This is a genomic window from Mesorhizobium loti (assembly GCF_003148495.1).
Classification (GTDB): Bacteria; Pseudomonadota; Alphaproteobacteria; order Rhizobiales; family Rhizobiaceae; genus Mesorhizobium; species Mesorhizobium loti.
In genome coordinates this window covers 29,817-47,668 of the sequence record NZ_QGGH01000009.1, presented here as the reverse complement: position 1 = coordinate 47,668, position 17,852 = coordinate 29,817, and the positions used below count along the sequence as shown (strand labels likewise).

21 protein-coding genes are annotated in these 17,852 nt (G+C 62.8%); 11 read left to right on the top strand and 10 right to left on the bottom strand.

Going from position 1 to position 17,852, the window contains the following annotated elements:
• The first annotated feature begins 26 nt into the window (after positions 1-26).
• The 3 genes from C8D77_RS26080 to C8D77_RS26070 are packed head-to-tail and all read left to right on the top strand — an operon-like array spanning position 27 to position 3,107.
• Positions 27-1,277 carry a cytochrome P450 gene (locus C8D77_RS26080; RefSeq protein WP_109669501.1) on the top strand — a complete coding sequence of 417 codons (1,251 nt, stop codon included), beginning with the start codon at positions 27-29 and terminating at the stop codon, positions 1,275-1,277.
• A gap of 24 nt (positions 1,278-1,301) precedes the next feature.
• A complete protein-coding gene (locus C8D77_RS26075) occupies positions 1,302-2,369 on the top strand; it encodes a hypothetical protein (RefSeq protein WP_109669499.1) in 1,068 nt (355 codons plus the stop codon).
• 21 nt (positions 2,370-2,390) lie between these two features.
• Positions 2,391-3,107 (top strand): transporter substrate-binding domain-containing protein, encoded by a 717-nt coding sequence (locus tag C8D77_RS26070; RefSeq protein ID WP_109669497.1) that lies wholly within the window; start codon positions 2,391-2,393, stop codon positions 3,105-3,107.
• Between the two features lie 14 nt (positions 3,108-3,121).
• Here the strand turns inward: C8D77_RS26070 and C8D77_RS26065 are convergent, their stop codons facing one another.
• The 7 genes from C8D77_RS26065 to C8D77_RS26035 form a co-directional block, all read right to left on the bottom strand.
• Positions 3,122-3,472: a cupin domain-containing protein gene (locus tag C8D77_RS26065; protein ID WP_109669495.1), complete on the bottom strand. Its 351-nt coding sequence runs from the start codon at positions 3,470-3,472 to the stop codon at positions 3,122-3,124.
• Positions 3,473-3,478: 6 nt separating this feature from the next.
• Positions 3,479-4,759 (bottom strand): O-acetylhomoserine aminocarboxypropyltransferase, encoded by a 1,281-nt coding sequence (locus tag C8D77_RS26060; RefSeq protein WP_024504598.1) that lies wholly within the window; start codon positions 4,757-4,759, stop codon positions 3,479-3,481.
• A 159-nt stretch (positions 4,760-4,918) separates the two neighbouring features.
• Positions 4,919-5,440, bottom strand: a complete 522-nt coding sequence (locus tag C8D77_RS26055; RefSeq protein ID WP_109669492.1) for a CoA-binding protein — start codon at positions 5,438-5,440, stop codon at positions 4,919-4,921.
• Entirely contained in the window at positions 5,427-6,191 is a 765-nt protein-coding gene (locus C8D77_RS26050) for a GNAT family N-acetyltransferase (RefSeq protein ID WP_109669489.1), read from the bottom strand. Before C8D77_RS26050 ends, C8D77_RS26055 begins: the two co-directional genes overlap by 14 nt.
• Positions 6,188-6,970, bottom strand: coding sequence for an AAA family ATPase (locus C8D77_RS26045; RefSeq protein ID WP_109669486.1), 783 nt, complete (start codon positions 6,968-6,970; stop codon positions 6,188-6,190). The genes C8D77_RS26050 and C8D77_RS26045 overlap by 4 nt, the downstream gene beginning before the upstream one ends.
• Positions 6,970-7,392 carry a VOC family protein gene (locus C8D77_RS26040; RefSeq protein ID WP_109669484.1) on the bottom strand — a complete coding sequence of 141 codons (423 nt, stop codon included), beginning with the start codon at positions 7,390-7,392 and terminating at the stop codon, positions 6,970-6,972. The genes C8D77_RS26045 and C8D77_RS26040 overlap by 1 nt, the downstream gene beginning before the upstream one ends.
• Before the next feature lie 2 nt (positions 7,393-7,394).
• Positions 7,395-8,216 carry an enoyl-CoA hydratase gene (locus tag C8D77_RS26035; RefSeq protein WP_109669481.1) on the bottom strand — a complete coding sequence of 274 codons (822 nt, stop codon included), beginning with the start codon at positions 8,214-8,216 and terminating at the stop codon, positions 7,395-7,397.
• Between the two features lie 149 nt (positions 8,217-8,365).
• Here C8D77_RS26035 and C8D77_RS26030 point away from each other — a divergent pair, with 149 nt between their 5' ends.
• The 3 genes from C8D77_RS26030 (at position 8,366) to rpsI (ending at position 9,994) form a co-directional block, all read left to right on the top strand.
• Complete coding sequence (locus C8D77_RS26030; RefSeq protein ID WP_109669811.1) at positions 8,366-8,830, top strand: PaaI family thioesterase; 465 nt, start codon at positions 8,366-8,368, stop codon at positions 8,828-8,830.
• 215 nt (positions 8,831-9,045) lie between these two features.
• Positions 9,046-9,510 (top strand): 50S ribosomal protein L13, encoded by a 465-nt coding sequence (gene rplM, locus C8D77_RS26025; RefSeq protein ID WP_013532205.1) that lies wholly within the window; start codon positions 9,046-9,048, stop codon positions 9,508-9,510.
• 1 nt (position 9,511) lies between these two features.
• Positions 9,512-9,994, top strand: coding sequence for a 30S ribosomal protein S9 (rpsI, locus tag C8D77_RS26020; RefSeq protein ID WP_056594184.1), 483 nt, complete (start codon positions 9,512-9,514; stop codon positions 9,992-9,994).
• Positions 9,995-10,162: 168 nt separating this feature from the next.
• Here rpsI and C8D77_RS26015 read toward each other — a convergent pair whose 3' ends face one another.
• On the bottom strand, positions 10,163-11,062 hold the full coding sequence (locus C8D77_RS26015) for a LysR family transcriptional regulator (protein WP_109669478.1): 900 nt from the start codon (positions 11,060-11,062) through the stop codon (positions 10,163-10,165).
• Positions 11,063-11,153: 91 nt separating this feature from the next.
• On the opposite strand from C8D77_RS26015, the gene C8D77_RS26010 reads away from it, so the two are divergent.
• A complete protein-coding gene (locus C8D77_RS26010) occupies positions 11,154-12,026 on the top strand; it encodes an aldo/keto reductase family oxidoreductase (RefSeq protein WP_109669475.1) in 873 nt (290 codons plus the stop codon).
• Positions 12,027-12,077: 51 nt separating this feature from the next.
• On the opposite strand, the gene C8D77_RS26005 is transcribed toward C8D77_RS26010, so the two are convergent.
• Together C8D77_RS26005 and C8D77_RS26000 are read right to left on the bottom strand one after the other, a co-directional pair.
• Complete coding sequence (locus C8D77_RS26005; protein WP_109669472.1) at positions 12,078-13,136, bottom strand: glycerophosphodiester phosphodiesterase family protein; 1,059 nt, start codon at positions 13,134-13,136, stop codon at positions 12,078-12,080.
• Positions 13,137-13,308: 172 nt separating this feature from the next.
• The gene (locus C8D77_RS26000; protein ID WP_109669469.1) at positions 13,309-14,517 is read right to left on the bottom strand and encodes an acyltransferase family protein; all 1,209 of its coding nucleotides are present in this window, start codon (positions 14,515-14,517) and stop codon (positions 13,309-13,311) included.
• A 124-nt stretch (positions 14,518-14,641) separates the two neighbouring features.
• Here C8D77_RS26000 and speB point away from each other — a divergent pair, with 124 nt between their 5' ends.
• The 4 genes from speB to C8D77_RS25980 all read left to right on the top strand — a co-directional run bounded on the left by speB (position 14,642) and on the right by C8D77_RS25980 (position 17,847).
• Positions 14,642-15,649 (top strand): agmatinase, encoded by a 1,008-nt coding sequence (gene speB, locus C8D77_RS25995; protein WP_109669467.1) that lies wholly within the window; start codon positions 14,642-14,644, stop codon positions 15,647-15,649.
• A 30-nt stretch (positions 15,650-15,679) separates the two neighbouring features.
• Complete coding sequence (argC, locus tag C8D77_RS25990) at positions 15,680-16,606, top strand: N-acetyl-gamma-glutamyl-phosphate reductase (RefSeq protein ID WP_109669464.1); 927 nt, start codon at positions 15,680-15,682, stop codon at positions 16,604-16,606.
• The gene (locus tag C8D77_RS25985; protein ID WP_425453762.1) at positions 16,603-17,445 is read left to right on the top strand and encodes an aminoglycoside phosphotransferase family protein; all 843 of its coding nucleotides are present in this window, start codon (positions 16,603-16,605) and stop codon (positions 17,443-17,445) included. Before argC ends, C8D77_RS25985 begins: the two co-directional genes overlap by 4 nt.
• An 84-nt stretch (positions 17,446-17,529) precedes the next feature.
• Positions 17,530-17,847, top strand: a complete 318-nt coding sequence (locus C8D77_RS25980) for a hypothetical protein (protein ID WP_109669458.1) — start codon at positions 17,530-17,532, stop codon at positions 17,845-17,847.
• Positions 17,848-17,852 lie beyond the last annotated feature (5 nt).

Below are 17,852 nucleotides of genomic sequence, written 5' to 3'. Positions count from 1 at the left end.
CTGGCAAGCCGCGCTATTGGTCTGACATGAGCAAATTGACGCCGCCCACCCTGGCCTTTGATCCAGCCACTCGTCACCTGCGGCTGGACCCGCACGAGCCGACCTTCTTCCAGAACCCTTACGAGGCCTATGCCTTTCTGCACGGCGCATCGAACGCATTCTTCTGGGAAGAATTCGGCTTCTGGTGTTTTGGCGGTTTCGATGACGTCAACCGGCTGCTGCGCGACCGCCGCTTCGGTCGCCAGAACCCGGCCGGCATTCCTGACAGCCGCGGCATCGGACAGGACCGGAACCATCTCAGCGCCTTCGACAGCATCGAAGCCAATTCCATGCTGGAGCTCGAGCCGCCGGTGCACACGCGGCTGAGAACGCTGGTCAATCGTGCCTTCGTCTCGCGCCAGGTCGAACGGCTGCGGCCGCGTGTCGAAGCGCTCGCCAACGACCTGATCGACCGCTTCGAACCGGGCCAGGCCGTCGACCTGCTGCCCGCCTTCGCCGCGCCCTTGCCGATCACCATCATTGCCGAAATGCTCGGCGTGCCGGTCGAGATGGGGCCGCAACTGCTCGACTGGTCGCACCGGATGGTCGCCATGTACATCCACGGCCGCACCCGCGAAACCGAAGAGACGGCCAACCGCGCTGCGCGCGATTTTTCCGACTTTTTACGCGGCTATGTCACTGAGCGGCGCAAGAACCCCGGCGACGACCTGCTGTCGCTGCTGATCTCGGCGCAGGAGGACGGTGAGAGGCTGTCGGAGGACGAGATGGTGTCCTCTGCGATCCTGCTGCTCAATGCCGGTCATGAAGCGACGGTGCATCAGACCGGCAACGCTGTCCGCTCCATCCTTATGCAAGGCGGCGATGTCAGCCGCTTCTTCGGTTCACCAGAAGCGGCCGCGGCAACGGTCGAGGAATGCCTGCGCTTCGACGCGCCGCTGCACATGTTCACGCGCTACGCCTATCAGGAGATCGAGGTCTCGCCCGGTATCGTGGTGCAGCCGGGCCAGACGATCGGGCTGCTGCTCGGCATGGCCAACCATGACCCGCGCGCCTTCGCCGAACCGCAAGCCTTCCGGCCGGATCGCGCGGACCAGAAGAATGTATCCTTCGGCGCCGGTATCCATTTCTGCATCGGTGCACCGCTGGCCCGGCTCGAATTGCAGGTGTCGCTGAAAACCCTGTTCGAGCGCCACCCAAAGCTCCATCTTGCCGAAAGGCCAAGCTTCCGCGACACTTACCACTTCCATGGGCTGGAAACGCTCGCCGTCGGCTTCTGACGATCGCGGGCCAGAGGCTGCGATATGAGGTTGTTTTCGAGACCGACGACGGCGTTCGCAGTGGCAATGCTTTGTCTATGCCTGGGGACAGCGCATGCCCAGGATCTGCCCGAAAACATCCCGTGGGCAAACAGTGTTGCGATCGCCGAGAAGATGGCGACCGGCCTGCTGGGGCAGAAGACCGGATCGAAGGACTTTCCCGCGGCATCCTTTGCCGTCGCGGTCGATCTCAACCTTGACGGATTTGCGGAAATCTTCGCCTATCGCCATGCGCCGGATTGCGACGGCATCCGTTGCGGCAACTTCATGTTCGTCCTGGAAGGCAACAGCTATCACGAGGTTCTCGGCGACATTCCAGGCGCAAGACTGGCGCCGCAGGACAAAATCGCGCTCGGGGCCTTCAAGCGAAACGGTTTTCTCGACATGCAGTTCGACCAGATGACGATAAGTTGGGACGGCAAGCGCTATGCCGACGCCTCCAGCTTTCCGGCCTCATCGCTCGACGGCGCGGCCTTCCTGACGGCTTGCCAGAAAAGCAAATCCAACGAGCAACCGGCCGACGGCGAAGCCGAGCGCGTGAGCGCTGAATGCCAATGCCAGCTTAACCGGTTTCAGGTGACCAGCTTCACGCAGGCCGATCTCGACATGTACACCGCGTCGCTGGGGGAGAATTTCGACTATCCGACGGGCGGGAAAGAGATTGCCTGGCAGGCGCTTCTGAAAAATGCCGAGGATGTCGGCACCGGCTGCAACGTCGCCAGCGGCAAGAGCCAATGGCCGCCAGCCTATTTCAATCATGGCGACCAGCCGCAACAGAAGCTGAATTTCGACGGCTTCCTCGATGCCTGTCCGGCACAGGCCTTCATCCTCACCAACCACAAGATCGGCTCGCCGGACCGTGCGCTCACCCTTTGCGGCTGCCTTGCCCGCGAAGTGCCGACCCAGGGCATTGGCCAGGAAGGGCTCGATCTGCTGACGCAATATTATCGCGACGAGATCTCCGACGCGGATGTCGAGGCACAGGCTGCCGACGTCCTGGCCTTCCACGACAAGGCGTCGGAAGCTTGCCTCAGCCAGTTTCCGGCAAAATAGGATGGCGACACTTTGCCTGACATGACCGAGTTGAAATTCGCCTTCCTGGAAGAGCCGCCATTCTGCTTCACCGGCGCATCGGGCGAGGTCTCCGGCTGTGACGTCAAGCTTGCGCGCCGCCTCGGTGACATGCTCGGATTGGCGAGCTTCAGCCCGATCGAAACCGAATTCGCTGAACTGCTACCGGGGCTGGTCGCGGGCCGCTGGACCATGACGACCGGCCTGTTCGTCTCCGAAGAACGCAAGCAGCTTGTCGATTTCACACGGCCGATCTGGGCGTTGCAGGACGGGTTGCTGGTGGCGAAAGACAATCCGCGCGGCTTTCGCGGCTACCAATCCATCGCTGAGAACCAGAAGGCGTTGATTGGCGTCATAACCGATCAGGTTCAGCATCTTACCGCGTTGCACAACGGAATCGCGCCTGAGCAGGTCAGGATGTTTGCAACTCAGGCGGATGCGGCACAGGCTGTCGCCGATGGCACGGTGCACGCTTATGCCAGCGTTGCGATGGCGCATCGAGGTTATCTGGCGCAGCGGCCCGACATGCCGCTTGGGTTTGTCGAGATTCCTCCGATTGAAAAGCAACCGTCGGCCGGCGCCTTTGCGATCGCCAAGGGCAACAGCGCCCTGGTCCGGCACATCGATTCCTGTCTCGGCGAATTGCTGGGCAGCGACTGGCACCGGCAGATGATGGCCCGATACGGATTTTCGGACAGCGATATCGATCGCGTCGTCTGATCCGTTCCCGATGCCTACAACTTGATTACATATTCTTTGCGGGTCGTTTCAAGCACTTCCCAGCTTCCCCTAAAGCCGGGCCTCAGCACGAAGCTGTCGCCCGCCTTGACGGTGCGCGCTTGCCCGCCGTCCTCCGCGATCACCGAAACGCCGGACAGGATGTGGCAGAACTCCCACTCGTCATAGACGATGCGCCACTTGCCGGGAGTCGATTCCCAGATGCCGGCGTAAAGGCCGCCCTCCCGCTCCTCGACATTCCAGGTGCGGAATTTCGGATCACCCGAGATCAGCCGATCCGGCGCCGGCGCGCCCTGTTCGGCGTCGACAGTGTCGACGCCGATGGCAAGAAATTTTGGCTCGGCCATGATCGGTCAGACCTTGGCGAGCGCCTGTTCGAGGTCGGCGACGATGTCGTTGACGTCCTCGATGCCGATGGAGAGCCGCACGGTGTCCGGGCCCGCGCCGGCCTTGACCTTCTGCTCGTCGGAAAGCTGGCGGTGCGTGGTCGACGCCGGGTGGATAACCAGCGACTTGGTGTCGCCGACATTGGCCAGGTGCGAGAACAGTTCGAGCGCCTCGACGAATTTCACGCCGGCGTCATAGCCGCCCTTGAGAGCGAAGGTGAACACGGCGCCGGCGCCAAGCGGGGAGTACTTCTTCTGCAGCGCGTTGTTCTTGTCGCTGGGCAGGCCGGGGTAGTTAACCGAGGCAACCTTGGGGTGATTGGACAGCCAGGCGGCAACCGTCACGGCGTTGTCGCAGTGGCGCTGCATGCGCAGCGGCAAGGTTTCCAGGCCGGTCAGGATGAGGAAGGCGTTGAACGGCGAGATCGCCGGGCCGAGATCGCGCAGGCCGAGCACGCGCGCGGCAATGGCAAAAGCGAAATTGCCGAAGGTTTCGTGCAGGACGAGGCCGCCATATTCGGGGCGCGGTTCCGACAGCATCGGATACTTGCCCGATTTCGACCAGTCGAAGGTGCCGCCATCGACGATGGCGCCGCCGATCGAATTGCCATGGCCGCCGATGAACTTGGTCAGCGAATGCACGACGATGTCGGCGCCATGCTCGATCGGCCGGATCAGGTAGGGCGAGGCCAGCGTGTTGTCGACGATCAGCGGCAGGCCGTGCTTGCGCGCGATGTCGCCAATCTTCTCGATGTCGACGAAGGTGCCGCCCGGATTGGCGAGGCTCTCGATGAAGATCGCCTTGGTCCTGTCGTCGATCTGGCTTTCGAAGGTCGAGATGTCATTGGTGTCGGCCCAGCGCACCTCCCAGCCATAATTCTTGAAGGCATGGCCGAACTGATTGATCGAACCGCCATAGAGCTTGTTGGCGGCAACGAAATTGTCGCCCGGCTGCATCAGATTGTGGAACACGATCACCTGCGCGGCATGGCCGGAGGCGACCGCGAGTGCCGCCGTGCCGCCTTCAAGGGCCGCCATGCGCTCTTCCAGCACCGCCTGCGTCGGGTTCATGATGCGGGTGTAGATGTTGCCGAAGGCCTTCAGCCCGAACAGCGAGGCGGCATGGTCGGCATCGTCGAAGACGAAGGAGGTCGTCTGGTAGATCGGCGTGGCGCGTGCGCCGGTCGCCGGATCTGGTTTGGCGCCGGCATGGACGGCGAGCGTATTGAAACCTGGCGTGCGGGTCACTGAAAACCTCCCTGAAAAACCTTCTGAAATTCGCCGGGCATTCTTGGCGAAGCCCGGCCTCGAATGCAAAGAAGAAAATACCCTTCCGTGCAGGACCTTTTATGAAGCGGCAGGAAAATACCGCGTTTGCCGGAATAATTTTGCGCTTTCGCCCCTCGCCTATTTCTGGCGAACGCCGAAACTCTGGAATCCGGCGCGCATCAGCGGCTTCTTCGACGACAGCACGCCGGAGTTGACACCGGTCCAACCGATCTCGCCGGACAGCTTGCCATATTCGATCTTTGGGCAGCGGTTCATCACCACCTTGATGCCGGCAGCCTCGGCGCGCGCGGCTGCCTCGTCATGGCGCACACCAAGCTGCATCCAGATGACTTTCGGCAAGGGATCGAGCCGCAACGCCTCGTCGACGATGCCAGGCACAGCCGCTGGCGCGCGAAAAATGTCGACCATGTCGATCGGCTCTGGAATATCGGCGAGCCTGGAATAGGTCATCCGGCCGAGGATTTCCTTGCCGGCCTGGCCAGGGTTGATCGGGAATACCTGATATCCCTTGGCCAGCAGATATTTCAGCACGAAATAGCTCGGTCGCACATCGTTGGCGGACGCGCCGACCATGGCGACGGTCTTCACCGAATTGAGGATGCCGGCGATGTAGGTGTTGTCGTAGCTATCGTGGTTCATGCGGCTTCCTGCGGTAGTGGTATCGGTAGAGTTCACGGCTGAATCCAAGCGAAGCGTAGAGTGCGCGAGCCGGCGTGTTGTCGGCCACTACCTGCAGGCATGCGGCGTGAGCCCCTGCCCGCCGCGCCCAGTCGATGAGGCCGCCGACAGTCTTGCGGCCCAGGCCTTGCTGCCTGAAACGGCCGTCGGTTTCAACCGATTCCAGCACAAGCAGGCCATTGCGGATGACACCATAGGCCAAGGCGGCAATTTCGCTGTCCCGTTCGCACGACACAAATGCACGCTCGCCAACAATCAGCCCGGTCATCTGCCGAAAGATGCGGCGCTCGGCGTCGTCGAAGGCGCCCATGCGGAACTTCGCCGCGAGCCAGTCCTCGTCCGGCACCTTCAAAACGGTGACCTGCTCGTCGCGGACTTCGGCCAGGTCGCCGATCCCGGCATGGAGATGGATCGTTCCGCCTTCCGGCTGGTAGCCGCGATGGTCGAGTGCGGCTTCGAGCTCGCCGGCGATGTCGGGAACCCGAAACAAGGGCGTCTGGCCGTGGCCGATGTAGAAGGACTCGGTGGTGTCGATCACTGCATCGGGCGCGCCGCGCTTGCCACGCAAGGGATTGGCCGAATTGGTGCGCCGGATGCGTCCGCCCGATTGCCGCAGAAGCCAGCCGTCAACGACCGTCTCGGTCGCCGCGGGCCAGCCTTCGCGGCACGCCTGCTCGACGCACCAGTTGAGATCATCGTCGCCGGCGCTCACGCGTCATCCTCCCGCAGCGCTTCCTCCATAAAGGCCTGCGGATCGGTACAGAAGTCGCGCATCATGCGAAAATGATCGGTATCGCTGAAATCAGTTGGGTCCAGCCCGAAGCGGCTTATGCGGAACAGCCGCGCCCCGGGACAAGCCATCAGCAGCGGCGAATGCGTCGCCATGATCACTTGCGCAGTGCCCGACTGGTCCATGCGCCGCAGCATCTTGAGCAGTTCGATCTGGCGTGACGGCGACAGCGCGCTCTCAGGCTCGTCAAGGATATAGATGCCCTGCCTGCGGCAGCGCTCCTCGAAAAAGCGGATAAACCCCTCGCCATGCGACCAGGACAGGAAATCCGGCGGTGGTGGCCTGAAGGGGTCTTCCAGCGCCGCCTGATCGAGATAGCGAGCCACGGAGTAGAAGGATTCGGCGCGAAAGAACCAGCCGGCGGTGACTTTCGGCAGCCAGTGGCCACGGAATGTGTTTGCCAGTGCCGCACCGCTCTTGTCGATGGCGCTGGAATGGTCGACCGGCCTATAACCCTTGCCACCGCCGGCTTCGTCGTAGCCGGCAAGTGCGCCGATGGCCTCGAGCAGCGTCGATTTGCCGGTGCCGTTCTCGCCGACAATGATGGTGATCGGCGTGGTGAATTCGAGTTCGAAGTCATGGCCGCGAAACAGCGGCAGGTTCCAGGGGTATTTTTCCCAATCCTCGACCCGCGCGGGATCAAGCAGGATGCGCTTGAGATAGGGAGCCTTGAGCCGCGTCAGCTGCTTGCGATGGGCCATCAGCCAGGCAGCGAAATCGTGCCGTCTTCCGCGATCGGAAAGGCCGGATTGTGCGCCACTTCCCAGACATGTCCGTCGGCGTCGGCGAAATAGCCGTACCAGCCGCCCCAGAAGGCCCGGCCGGCCGGCTTGACGATGCGGCCGCCGGCTTCTTGCGCCATGGCGAGCACCTCGTCCACCTCGGCGTCGGAGCGGGTGTTGTAGGCGAGATAGACAGCCGACGGCGCCCCGGTGAAGGCAATGCCGGAATCCTCCTCGGCGCTGGCGCGCGGGAACAGGCCGAGAATGACGCCGCCCATCTGGAAGAAGGCAACACCGTCGGTGATGCCGGCATGACGGGTCAGGCCCATCGCCTCATAGAAGCGCACCGCGCGGTCGAGATCGTCAGTCGCGATCGTTATGATGGAAATGTGTGGTTCCACGATTACTCGTCCGTCCATTCCGGCTTGCGCTTGCCGATGAAGGCGCCAATGCCTTCCTCCGCGTCGCGTGCCAGCATGTTCTCGACCATGATGCGGCCGGTATAGGCATAGGCGTCCGCCAATCCCATTTCGGCCTGCGCGTAAAACGCCTCCTTGCCAGTCTTGATCACCAAAGATGATTTGGAAGCAATGGTTTGTGCGTATTTGGTGACAATCTGATTCAGGTACTCGCGCGGCACGACTCGGTTGACCAGACCGAACTCCTTGGCGGTTGCCGCATCGATGGTCTCGCCGGTCAACAGCATCTCCATCGCATGCTTGCGCGAAACGTTGCGCGACAGCGCCACCATGGGCGTCGAACAGAACAGACCGATGTTGACGCCCGGCGTGCAGAACGTTGCCTCGTGCGAGGCGATCGCCAGATCGCAACTGGCGACCAGTTGCAGCCCCGCCGCGGTGGCCAGGCCGTCGACCTCGGCGATGACAGGCAAGGGATGACGCACGATCGCCTGCATCAGCGTCGCACAAGCCGCAAACGTCTCTGCGAAGAAGGCCTTGCCATGATCGGCATCGGCGCGGCGCGCGGTCATTTCCTTGAGATCATGGCCGGCGCAGAACACCTTGCCGGCCGCCGACAAAACGATGACGCGAACGGCCTTGTTGGTCTTGGCGCGCTCAAGTTCGGCCGTCAGCGCCGCCATCACCATCAGCGACAGGGCGTTGGCGGGCGGATTGGCGAGCGTGAGGCGCAGCACGCCCTTGTCCAGTTGTGCGACAACCGGACCTTCAATGGCGGCAGGCTTGATGGCAAGGATTTCGGCCATGGATAAGGTCTCCGCGATTCCGCTCGGGGCTGCCAGAGTATCTAATACCGGATCGGATTTCGTCCAACACCCATCGCTTGCGCCAGGGGACGAAGGTTGCCAGAAATGCCGCGCTGCCCATACAGCTACGCACAAAACGAGAGACCGACATGCCCGCCCAAACCAACCTGAAGCCGGTGCTGACCGCGCAACAAGTCAATGCGCTGATGGAAACCGTCTATCCGCAGCTCAATAAGCAGTTCAAATATTTCGAGGCGATCGACGTGTTCCCTGGCGGCTGCACCGTGCGGCTCAATGCCGGCGAGCGGCACCTGCGTCCCGGCGGCACCGTATCCGGCCCCTCGCTGTTCACGCTGGCCGACATCGGCGGTTATGTCTGCGTGCTGTCGCATGCCGGGCCGGACGCGCTTTCCGTTACCGTCAACCTCGACATCAATTTCGTCCGCAAGGCCGAGGCTGGACCGATCGACGGCCATTGCCGCATTCTGAAGCTGGGAAAGAGCCTGATGGTGTTCGACATCGACATCGTCGCCGGCGCGGACGGACACACGGTGGCGCACGCCACCGGCACCTATTCGATCCCTCCGAAGCGAAATGACGATGTGGTAAAATAATACCTTTTATCTAAACTATTGTTTTTGCAGCCCTTTACCTGCTATCGACCGTTTCGCGCGTCTTGACGCCACAACCACCCTCGCCTATAAGCCCTCACGAAGCAGCGGCCCGCAAAGGCCGCCGTTTTGTTATTGGCCGCGGGCAAGCGCTTTTCGCCAATCCAAGCAACAAGAAACGCCTTCCCTCGTGAAGGTCAGAACCGAGAGCAGAAAACATGACAACCTTTTCGCAGAAGCCTGCGGATGTGGTGAAGAAGTGGATCCTGATCGACGCCGAAGGTCTCGTCGTCGGTCGTCTGGCCACTGTCATCGCCAATCATCTTCGCGGCAAGCACAAGCCGACCTTCACCCCGCATGTCGACGACGGCGACAACGTCATCGTCATCAATGCCGACAAGGTGGTGTTCACCGGCAAGAAGTTCACCGACAAGGTCTATTACTGGCACACCGGTCACCCAGGCGGCATCAAGGAGCGCACCGCGCGCCAGCTGCTCGAGGGGCGTTTCCCCGAACGTGTCGTCGAGAAGGCCGTTGAGCGCATGGTCCCGCGTGGCCCGCTCGGCCGTCGCCAGATGAAGAACCTGCGCGTCTATGCAGGTGCCGAGCATCCGCATGTCGCCCAGCAGCCCGTCGTGCTCGACGTGGCCAAGCTGAACGCCAAGAACAAGAAGGTCGCATAAGATGGCTGAGCTTTCCTCGCTCGCAGAACTGGGCGCCGCCACGGGCAACACCAACACCCAGCCGGCAGCTCCCGTCCACGTCCAGAAGCTCGACAAGTCGGGCCGCGCTTATGCCACCGGCAAGCGCAAGAACGCCATTGCGCGCGTCTGGGTGAAGCCGGGTTCCGGCAAGATCATCGTCAACGACAAGGAATTCGCGACCTATTTCGCGCGTCCGGTCCTGCAGATGATCCTCAACCAGCCGATCATCGCCTCCAACCGCGCCGGCCAGTACGACATCATCGCGACCGTCGTCGGTGGCGGTCTCTCCGGCCAGGCGGGCGCCGTGCGTCACGGCATCTCCAAGGCGCTGACCTACTACGAGCCGACGCTGCGCGCCGTGCTCAAGAAGGGTGGCTTCCTGACCCGCGACAGCCGCGTCGTCGAGCGCAAGAAGTACGGCAAGGCGAAGGCCCGTCGTTCGTTCCAGTTCTCGAAGCGCTAAGCGCTCCGAAATTCAGACAATCGAAAGGCCGCCTCCGGGCGGCCTTTTTGTTTGCGGCTCGGCAGGGAGGTAGAAGAGCGCGGCACCCTACCTCCCTTCGATGAGGAGGTCGGCGCGCAGCGCCGGGTGGGGTGATGGCGCCGGGGCGGCAATGCCTGGCGGCAGACCTCAAGGCCTGCCGGCCTTGATGAAATCAATAAACGCTCGCAGCGGGGCTGGCACCAGGCGCCGGCCGGGATAGTAGAGGAACGGCCCGGGAAAACTCGGCCACCACGGTTCGAGAATGGGCTCAAGGGCGCCGCTTTCGAAGTAAGGGCGGAGCCAGCCCTCGAAGAGGCCGATGATGCCGGTGCCGGCGATGGCCGCGTCGACGGCAAGATCGGTCGCCCCGCCGATCCGCACGATCAACGGCCCCGTCGGATCGACCCGCACCACCTCGCCGTCGCGCTCGAATTCCCAGGGCAGCATCGCACCGCTGGCAAAGCGCCCGCGCACGCAAGAGTGGCCAAGCAGGTCGCTCGGGTGTTCCGGGCGCCCATGGCGAGCAAGATAGGCAGGGCTGGCGGCGGTCGCGAAATGCTGCACGCGCGGCCCGATCGGCACCGCGATCATGTCCTGTTCCAGCCGCTCGTCATAGCGGATGCCGGCGTCGCACCCGGCTGCCAGCACGTCGACAAAGTTCTCGTCGGCGATCACCTCCAGCCGGATACCGGGGTAAGCGGCGAGGAAACCCGGCACGATATCGGGCAATATCAGCCGCGCGGCGCTGACCGGCACATTGAGACGCAACGAGCCCGCCGGCCTGTCGCGAAAGCCGTTCACCACGTCCAGCGCCGCCTCCACCTCCGACAGCGCCGGGCCGAGCCGCTCCAGCAGGCTGAGGCCCGCCTCAGTCGGGACAACGCTCCGCGTCGTGCGGTTGAACAGCCTGACACCGAGCTGCACTTCCAGGCGACGCACCGCCTCACTCAAGCCGGAGGCGCTGCCGCCGCTGGCACGCGCGCCGTCGCGGAAGCCGCCAGCGCGCGCCACCGCCACGAAGGCGTTCAGGTCACTAAGGTCCATCATTGTCCGTAATTCCGCACAGCCTGTGTGGATTGTACCTGATTATCACGAGGTTGAGCAGCGCCTATCTCTGTCTCCTCAAAGGAGATCAATCATGTCCAACATCCAACAATCCGGCACCTTCACCCTTGGCAGCCACACCGTGAAACGGCTCGGCTACGGCGCCATGCAGCTCGCCGGACCCGGCGTGTTCGGGCCGCCTAGGGACCATGACGCTGCATTGGCCGTGCTGCGCGAGGCCATTGCGCAAGGCGTCGACCACATCGATACCAGCGACTTTTACGGTCCGCACGTCACCAACCGGCTGATCCGCGAGGCCCTGGCACCCTACAAGGACGATCTCGTCATCGTCACCAAGATCGGCGCCCGCCGCGGCATGGATGGGTCGTGGTTGCCGGCCTTCTCTCCCGAAGCGCTGACCCAGGCGGTGCACGACAACCTAAGCAATCTCGGGCTCGAAGTGCTCGAAGTGGTCAATTTGCGCATCATGTTCGATACCCATGGTCCGGCCGAGGGATCGATCGAAGCGCCGCTCACCGTGCTGGCCGGGCTTCAACAACAGGGCCTGGTCCGGCACATCGGGCTGAGCAACGTGACGTCGGCGCAGATCGCCGAAGGGCGCCGGATCGCCGAGATCGTCTGCGTGCAGAACCAGTACAATCTGGCACATCGCGACGACGACGCCCTGATCGACGACCTTGCCCGCGACGGCATTGCCTATGTGCCGTTCTTCCCGCTCGGCGGCTTCAATCCACTGCAATCTTCCACCCTGTCGAAAGTCGCAGCGCGCCTCGGCGCCACACCCATGCAGGTCGCGCTCGCCTGGCTGCTGCGCCGCGCGCCCAACATCCTGCTGATCCCCGGCACATCGTCGGTCGGGCATCTCAGGGAAAACCTAGCGGCGGGTGAACTCGAATTGCCACAGGATGTGCTCAGCGAACTGGACGGCGTGGCGCTGGCGGCTTGAAGCTAGCCAATCTCCCCCCTCGTGGGGGAGATTGGCTGCCGCAGCCGCCGCTTAGTTGATACTCGCCGTATTCGCCGGCTCAGCCGGCCGCGCCTCATCAGCATAAGGCACGCGAAAACCGTTCGCCGCCAGCCAGTCGATGGCCGCCTTCGGCTCGTCGGTCTGGATGATGGTGGCGCCCCGATCAGCCCAAAAACCCCAGCTTTCGCGCGGCAGGCTGGCTTGCACTGCCAGTTCGTCGCCGCGGCCGCCAGCCAGGAAGCCGCCCGGCTTGTTGACGATGGCGTAGGTGTCGGCCCAGATGTGCCAGTTACCCCTCACCGCGGCCGCGCGCATGCGCGTGCTGAACAGTGGTCCGCCGGTCTCGGTCAATTTCTCGGCGCCTGCCCGCCAGTTGATCAGCTCGATCGCACGCGGCGAAAAGGCACCGTCGACCGTCTCGGCGAAACCGGCATCATGCACCGCGTCGTCGGCGATGATGGGCATGAACTGGAAGCCGCCGCCGATGGCGCCCATGGCGGCCTTGACCGCGGAAATCCGCTGTGAATTCCACAGGTTCTCCTTGACGATGACCTGCTCGGCCATGCCGAGGTCGCGGGCGACCGCGATCATGCCTGGGAGGTCGCCGACTTCGAGCTTGTTGTCGAGATTGATGAGGATCCTGTCCCTGGTCGCCATGAGCATCTCGCGCAGCGTCGAGACTGTCTCGTCGGTGACGGCGCCGGTGCCCTCAATCACAAGCCTGCAGGTCTTGAGCTCGGCCAGCGTGTATTTGACCACCTCGCCCTTGCAGGTCGTGGTGCGGTCGAGCCAGCTGTCATGCATGACGACGAACTCACCGTCCTTCGAGCGCCGGATGTCGACCTCGACGATCTCGGCGCCCATGGCGATCGAACCTTCCACAGCGGCAATCGAATTCTCCGCATAAAGCGTCTTGCCAGCCTGCATGCTACCGGCGCGATGCGCGGCCACCATGACGTGGTCGCGCCACTGGTTGGCATGCTCGAAGCGGTCGAGGATCTGCCTGGCGCGGGTTTCGCCGGCCAAGGCTTGGCCAGAGGCAGCCGCCAAGGCCGCGGAAAACAGAAGGCTCAGCCAAAGGGTCCGCATCGAGAATCGCTCCTTGCCGGATCGAAACCCGGATAGGCGATGCCCGTGACATCTGGGTGAACGAAGCCGGCTAGCGGATTTCTGGTTTGAGCATGATCTCTGGACAAACGGTTTCCGTTTGTCCGAGAAAACCGGCTTCCACTTTTCGGGATCATGCTCGCAAAAGCTCTCCTCAGATGCGTTTCGAGAGCCGGCGGAACCACGCCATGGCCGGCATCTCGACGAAACGCCAGGTGATCCAGGATGCGGCGATGGTGGCGGCGAGCATGACGACGATCGCCACCGCTCCCGTCCAGCCGGCGCCGAAGCCGGTGGCAGGCTGGCCGCGCAGCATGAAGTCGCCAATCAGGCCGAGGCCCAGCTTGCGTTCGACAAGCCCGGCGACGTTGATCAGGCGCGCCTGGACGAAGATGTGGACCATGTAGATCGAATAGGACAGCGCGCCGAGCGTCAGCATGACCGGGGCTCTCAGCAAGGCGCTGATCCAGCCGCCTTCATGGGCGAACAGAAACAGCGCCAGCGCGAACACCATGGGTGCCGCGATGCCGAAATCATTGCCGCCGGCCAGCGAAACGAAAAGCACGATGACGGCCATCATGACGATTTCAGCAAGGGTCCAGTCCATCCGTGGGCCACTCCTGGCGAGGGCCTGTCGTGCCCCTGCAATGGAATCATGCTGAAACCAGGCCAGCAAGGCGCCGAGCGAGAAGCCGTACAGGCAGCGGATGAAGCCGAAATCGAAGGACACATCCATATGATGGGTCGAGAAGCCGAGCAGGAACAGCGGCGCGGTGACGGCGGCGGCAACGAACCATATCCAGGCGCGCGCGCCGGCGACGAAGACCACGCCAGCAAACAAGAGATAGGCGAAGAACTCGGCCGAAATGCTCCAGCTTGGCGCATTCCAGGTCAATTGATCTTCGAAGCCGACACCCTGGAGCAGGAGAAGATTGGCAAGCAGACTCCTAGGGTCGAAGCCGCCGGTGAAGGGAGCAGCCCCGGTGCCATGCAGTTGCGGCAACATCAGCCGCAGCAGCTCGAAGCCGGCAAAGGCGGCAAGCATGAGCAGATGCAGCGGGTAGATGCGACCGAAACGGACCAGGGCGAAGCGAGCAACCTGTTCCGGCTGATTGAGCCGATTGCCGTAGCTGCTGGCAATGACGAAGCCGGACAGAACGAAGAAGAAATCGACGAAGAGGTAGGACGAACCGATGAAGGCGCTTTGCGAAATCGTCGAACCGGTCGGGAAGTGAAACAATGCCACCAGAAGCGCACAGATACCGCGCCACGAATCAAGGACCAGGAAGCGTTCACCGGCGATCGTACCGGTGTGGGTCGACGCCGCGGCACGCGTGGCGTTGAGAAATGCCGTCTGCGTCATGATGATACAAATCCTGTCTTGCCGTGGCACTCGCGCAGCGCCACTCCGTCTCGCCAAGCTGTGACTGGCATCTTCCGTGCCGGTTCTGTAGTTGTTGCACCCCGATGAAAAACGAGGATCCGTAATGGCGAACAACAACATCGACAACGCCTTCACCGCCCGTTCCAAAACGGGCGCCGCATTCGAGCCGACCTACTCCGGCGCACTGTCGTTCATGCGGCGCAAATACACCAAGGACGTGAAGGGCGCGGATGCGGTGGTGTGGGGTATTCCCTTCGATGCCGCCGTCACCAACCGGCCCGGCGCCCGCTTCGGGCCGCAGGCGATTCGCCGCGCCTCGGCGATCCTCGACAACGACCCGCAATATCCGTTCTCACGCGATCTGTTCGAGCATCTGGCGGTCGTCGACTATGGCGATTGCCTGCTCGACTCGGGCAACCACCAGAAGACGCCCGGCACGATCGAGCGCGAAGCGGCGAAGATCCTCAAATCCGGCGCCTTCCTGCTGACGCTCGGCGGCGACCATTTCGTCACCTGGCCGCTGCTCAAGGCGCATGCCGCCATCCATGGGCCGCTCGCTTTGGTGCAATTCGACGCCCATCAGGATACCTGGCCGGACGACGGCAAGCGCATCGACCACGGATCCTTCGTCGGCCGCGCCGTCAAGGAAGGCATCATCGATCCCGACCGGTCGATCCAGATCGGCATCCGCACCCATGCGCCCGACACGTTCGGCATCAAGATCCTCTACGGCCATGAAATCGAGGAGATGCGGGCGTCCGACATCGCCTACGCCATCGTCGACCGCACCGGCGGCAAGAAGACCTATCTCACCTTCGACATCGACTGCCTCGATCCGGCCTATGCGCCGGGAACCGGCACGCCGGTTGCCGGCGGACCGTCCTCGGCGAAGATCCTTTCGACGCTGCGCCAGCTCAACCAGATCGATATTGTCGGCGCCGATGTCGTAGAGGTTGCGCCGGCCTATGATCACGCCGATATAACGGCGATCGCCGGCTCCATGGTGGCCATGCAATATCTCGGCCTGCTGGCGGAGCGAAAGGCACGGCTTGAAGAGCTGAACAACGGCCATCACAACGGTGCCGCAGTGAACCACGGTAACGGCATATAGTCCTAGAATATCAGGGAATTTGATCAATCCATGAAACCGAAAATCTTCATCGACGGCGAACACGGCACCACCGGCCTGCAGATCCGGGCGTTGCTGGCTGAGCGCGGCGACCTGGAAATCATCTCGGTTCCCGCCGAGCGCCGCAAGGAAACGGCTGCGCGCGCCGAGTTCCTCAATGCCGCCGATGTCGCGATCCTGTGCCTGCCCGACGATGCGGCAAAGGAGAGTGTTTCGCTGATCGCCAACAGCACCACCAAGGTCATCGATGCGTCGACCGCGCATCGCGTGGCGGAAGGCTGGGCGTATGGCTTCGCCGAGATGGACAAGACACAGGCGAAGACGATTGCCTCGGCAAAACGCGTCGCCAACCCCGGCTGCTGGCCGCAGGGACCGATCGCAACGCTGCGGCCGCTGGTCACCGCCGGCCTGCTGCCGGCGGATTTCCCGATCACCGTCAACGGCATTTCGGGCTATTCGGGCGGCGGACGGCCGATGATCGAGGACTATGTCGCCAAGGGCGAGGACGCCTCGGAATTCCTGCCCTACGGCCTCACTCTGCAGCACAAGCACGTGCCGGAACTGAGGGCCTATGCCAGGCTGTCGCATGATCCGATCATGCAGCCGGCGGTCGGCAATTTCGCCCAGGGCATGATCACCGTTGTGCCATTGCAGCTTGGCGGCCTCGACCATGTGCCGACGGGTGCGGAGCTGCATGCGGCGATCGCCGACCATTTCGCCGCCATCAAGGGCGGTGTGGTCGAGGTGGCGCCCTACGCGCATTCGGAGCGCATGCCGGAAATCGATCCGGAGATCTACAACGGCACCAACCGGATGAAGGTCTATGTCTTCGCCAACGACAAACGGGCGCAGGCACTGCTGCTGGCGGTCTACGACAATCTCGGCAAAGGTGCCTCGGGTGCTGCCGTCCAGAACATGGACCTGATGCTCGGCCTCTGATGGACGCGCCAACCTTTCCGACGCGCTGGAAAGTCAGGGCGCCCGAACTCATTGCCGAGACCTTTTCGAGCCGTATCTGGAAGGTTTTGCGAGAAGACGGCTCGCCGGCGATCGTCAAGGCACTCAAGCCTTTCGACGATGTCGCCGACGAGTTGCGCGGAGAGCATTATCTTGCCTGGCGGCGCGGCGAAGGCGCGGTGCGTCTGCTCGGCCGCGACGGCCACAGCATGCTGCTCGAATATGCCGGTGAAACCCTGCTGCAGCAGGTTCTCGACGAACAGAGCGACAACGCCGCCACTGAAATCGCGGCCGATGTGATGGCAAAACTGTTTTCACAGGGGAAAGACCCCTTCCCGCCCGAGCTTCAGCCGCTCAGGGAACGGTTTTCAAGCTTATTCAAGAAGGCCGCAACCGACCGCGATTCGGACCATGACAGCCTTTATGTCGAGGCCGCCATCATTGCCGACCGGCTGCTGGCGGATCCACATGATATCAGGCCCCTGCATGGCGACCTGCATCACGAAAACATCCTGCACGGGCGGCGCGGCTGGCTGGCCATCGATCCGAAGGGGGTTCTCGGCGATCCCGGCTTCGACGCCGCGAACATGTTCTACAACCCGCTCGACCGAGATGAGCTTTGCCTCGATCCGGAGCGAACAGCGCATATGGCGGACGTCTTTGCCAGAACACTGGGCCAGACACCACCAGCCATCCTCGATCATGCCATCGCCTATGGGTGCCTGTCGGCGTCCTGGCATCATGAGGACGGCAACGCGGTCGAGGAGAATCGCGAATTGTCGATCGCCGGGGCGATCCGGGCGGTGCGGGCAAGCTTCTGATCGCACGGGGCAACGGCGCGGTGCTAACCGCTTGTTCACCACAATGGGCTACTGACTGGTCTCGGCTCCACTTCGGGATTTGTCATGGTCAGCGCGATTTCGGGTTCCTCACCGGCAACCCAGCATTCCTCGTCCAGTTCGTCGAGCAATGCAGCCCAGGAGGCCGCGCTCGAAAAGCAGATTCAGGATTTGGAAGACCAGGCCAAGGCCATCAAGGATCAGGTCAAGGCCGCCCAGGTGCAGCAGGATATCGCCGTGGCCCAAGCCAAGCTCGATGCGCTCAAGGCCGCCGACAAGGCAGCCAAGGCCGATCAGGGGCAGTCTGCACCATCCGCCGCAGCGTTGCGTCAGGCGGAGTTCGACGGCGAGAAGACGACATCGTCAAACGAATTCTGGATGTGACTGGC

Excerpts from the sequence above, each read along its gene's own strand:
- C8D77_RS26080 (WP_109669501.1), top strand. The coding sequence starts at position 27 with ATGAGCAAATTGACGCCGCCCACCCTGGCCTTTGATCCAGCCACTCGT.
- C8D77_RS26075 (WP_109669499.1), top strand. The coding sequence starts at position 1,302 with ATGAGGTTGTTTTCGAGACCGACGACGGCGTTCGCAGTGGCAATGCTT.
- C8D77_RS26070 (WP_109669497.1), top strand. The coding sequence starts at position 2,391 with ATGACCGAGTTGAAATTCGCCTTCCTGGAAGAGCCGCCATTCTGCTTC.
- C8D77_RS26065 (WP_109669495.1), bottom strand. The coding sequence starts at position 3,472 with ATGGCCGAGCCAAAATTTCTTGCCATCGGCGTCGACACTGTCGACGCC.
- C8D77_RS26055 (WP_109669492.1), bottom strand. The coding sequence starts at position 5,440 with ATGAACCACGATAGCTACGACAACACCTACATCGCCGGCATCCTCAAT.
- C8D77_RS26045 (WP_109669486.1), bottom strand. The coding sequence starts at position 6,970 with ATGGCCCATCGCAAGCAGCTGACGCGGCTCAAGGCTCCCTATCTCAAG.
- C8D77_RS26035 (WP_109669481.1), bottom strand. The coding sequence starts at position 8,216 with ATGGCCGAAATCCTTGCCATCAAGCCTGCCGCCATTGAAGGTCCGGTT.
- C8D77_RS26030 (WP_109669811.1), top strand. The coding sequence starts at position 8,366 with ATGCCCGCCCAAACCAACCTGAAGCCGGTGCTGACCGCGCAACAAGTC.
- rplM (WP_013532205.1), top strand. The coding sequence starts at position 9,046 with ATGACAACCTTTTCGCAGAAGCCTGCGGATGTGGTGAAGAAGTGGATC.
- rpsI (WP_056594184.1), top strand. The coding sequence starts at position 9,512 with ATGGCTGAGCTTTCCTCGCTCGCAGAACTGGGCGCCGCCACGGGCAAC.
- C8D77_RS26015 (WP_109669478.1), bottom strand. The coding sequence starts at position 11,062 with ATGATGGACCTTAGTGACCTGAACGCCTTCGTGGCGGTGGCGCGCGCT.
- C8D77_RS26010 (WP_109669475.1), top strand. The coding sequence starts at position 11,154 with ATGTCCAACATCCAACAATCCGGCACCTTCACCCTTGGCAGCCACACC.
- C8D77_RS26005 (WP_109669472.1), bottom strand. The coding sequence starts at position 13,136 with ATGCGGACCCTTTGGCTGAGCCTTCTGTTTTCCGCGGCCTTGGCGGCT.
- C8D77_RS26000 (WP_109669469.1), bottom strand. The coding sequence starts at position 14,517 with ATGACGCAGACGGCATTTCTCAACGCCACGCGTGCCGCGGCGTCGACC.
- speB (WP_109669467.1), top strand. The coding sequence starts at position 14,642 with ATGGCGAACAACAACATCGACAACGCCTTCACCGCCCGTTCCAAAACG.
- argC (WP_109669464.1), top strand. The coding sequence starts at position 15,680 with ATGAAACCGAAAATCTTCATCGACGGCGAACACGGCACCACCGGCCTG.
- C8D77_RS25980 (WP_109669458.1), top strand. The coding sequence starts at position 17,530 with ATGGTCAGCGCGATTTCGGGTTCCTCACCGGCAACCCAGCATTCCTCG.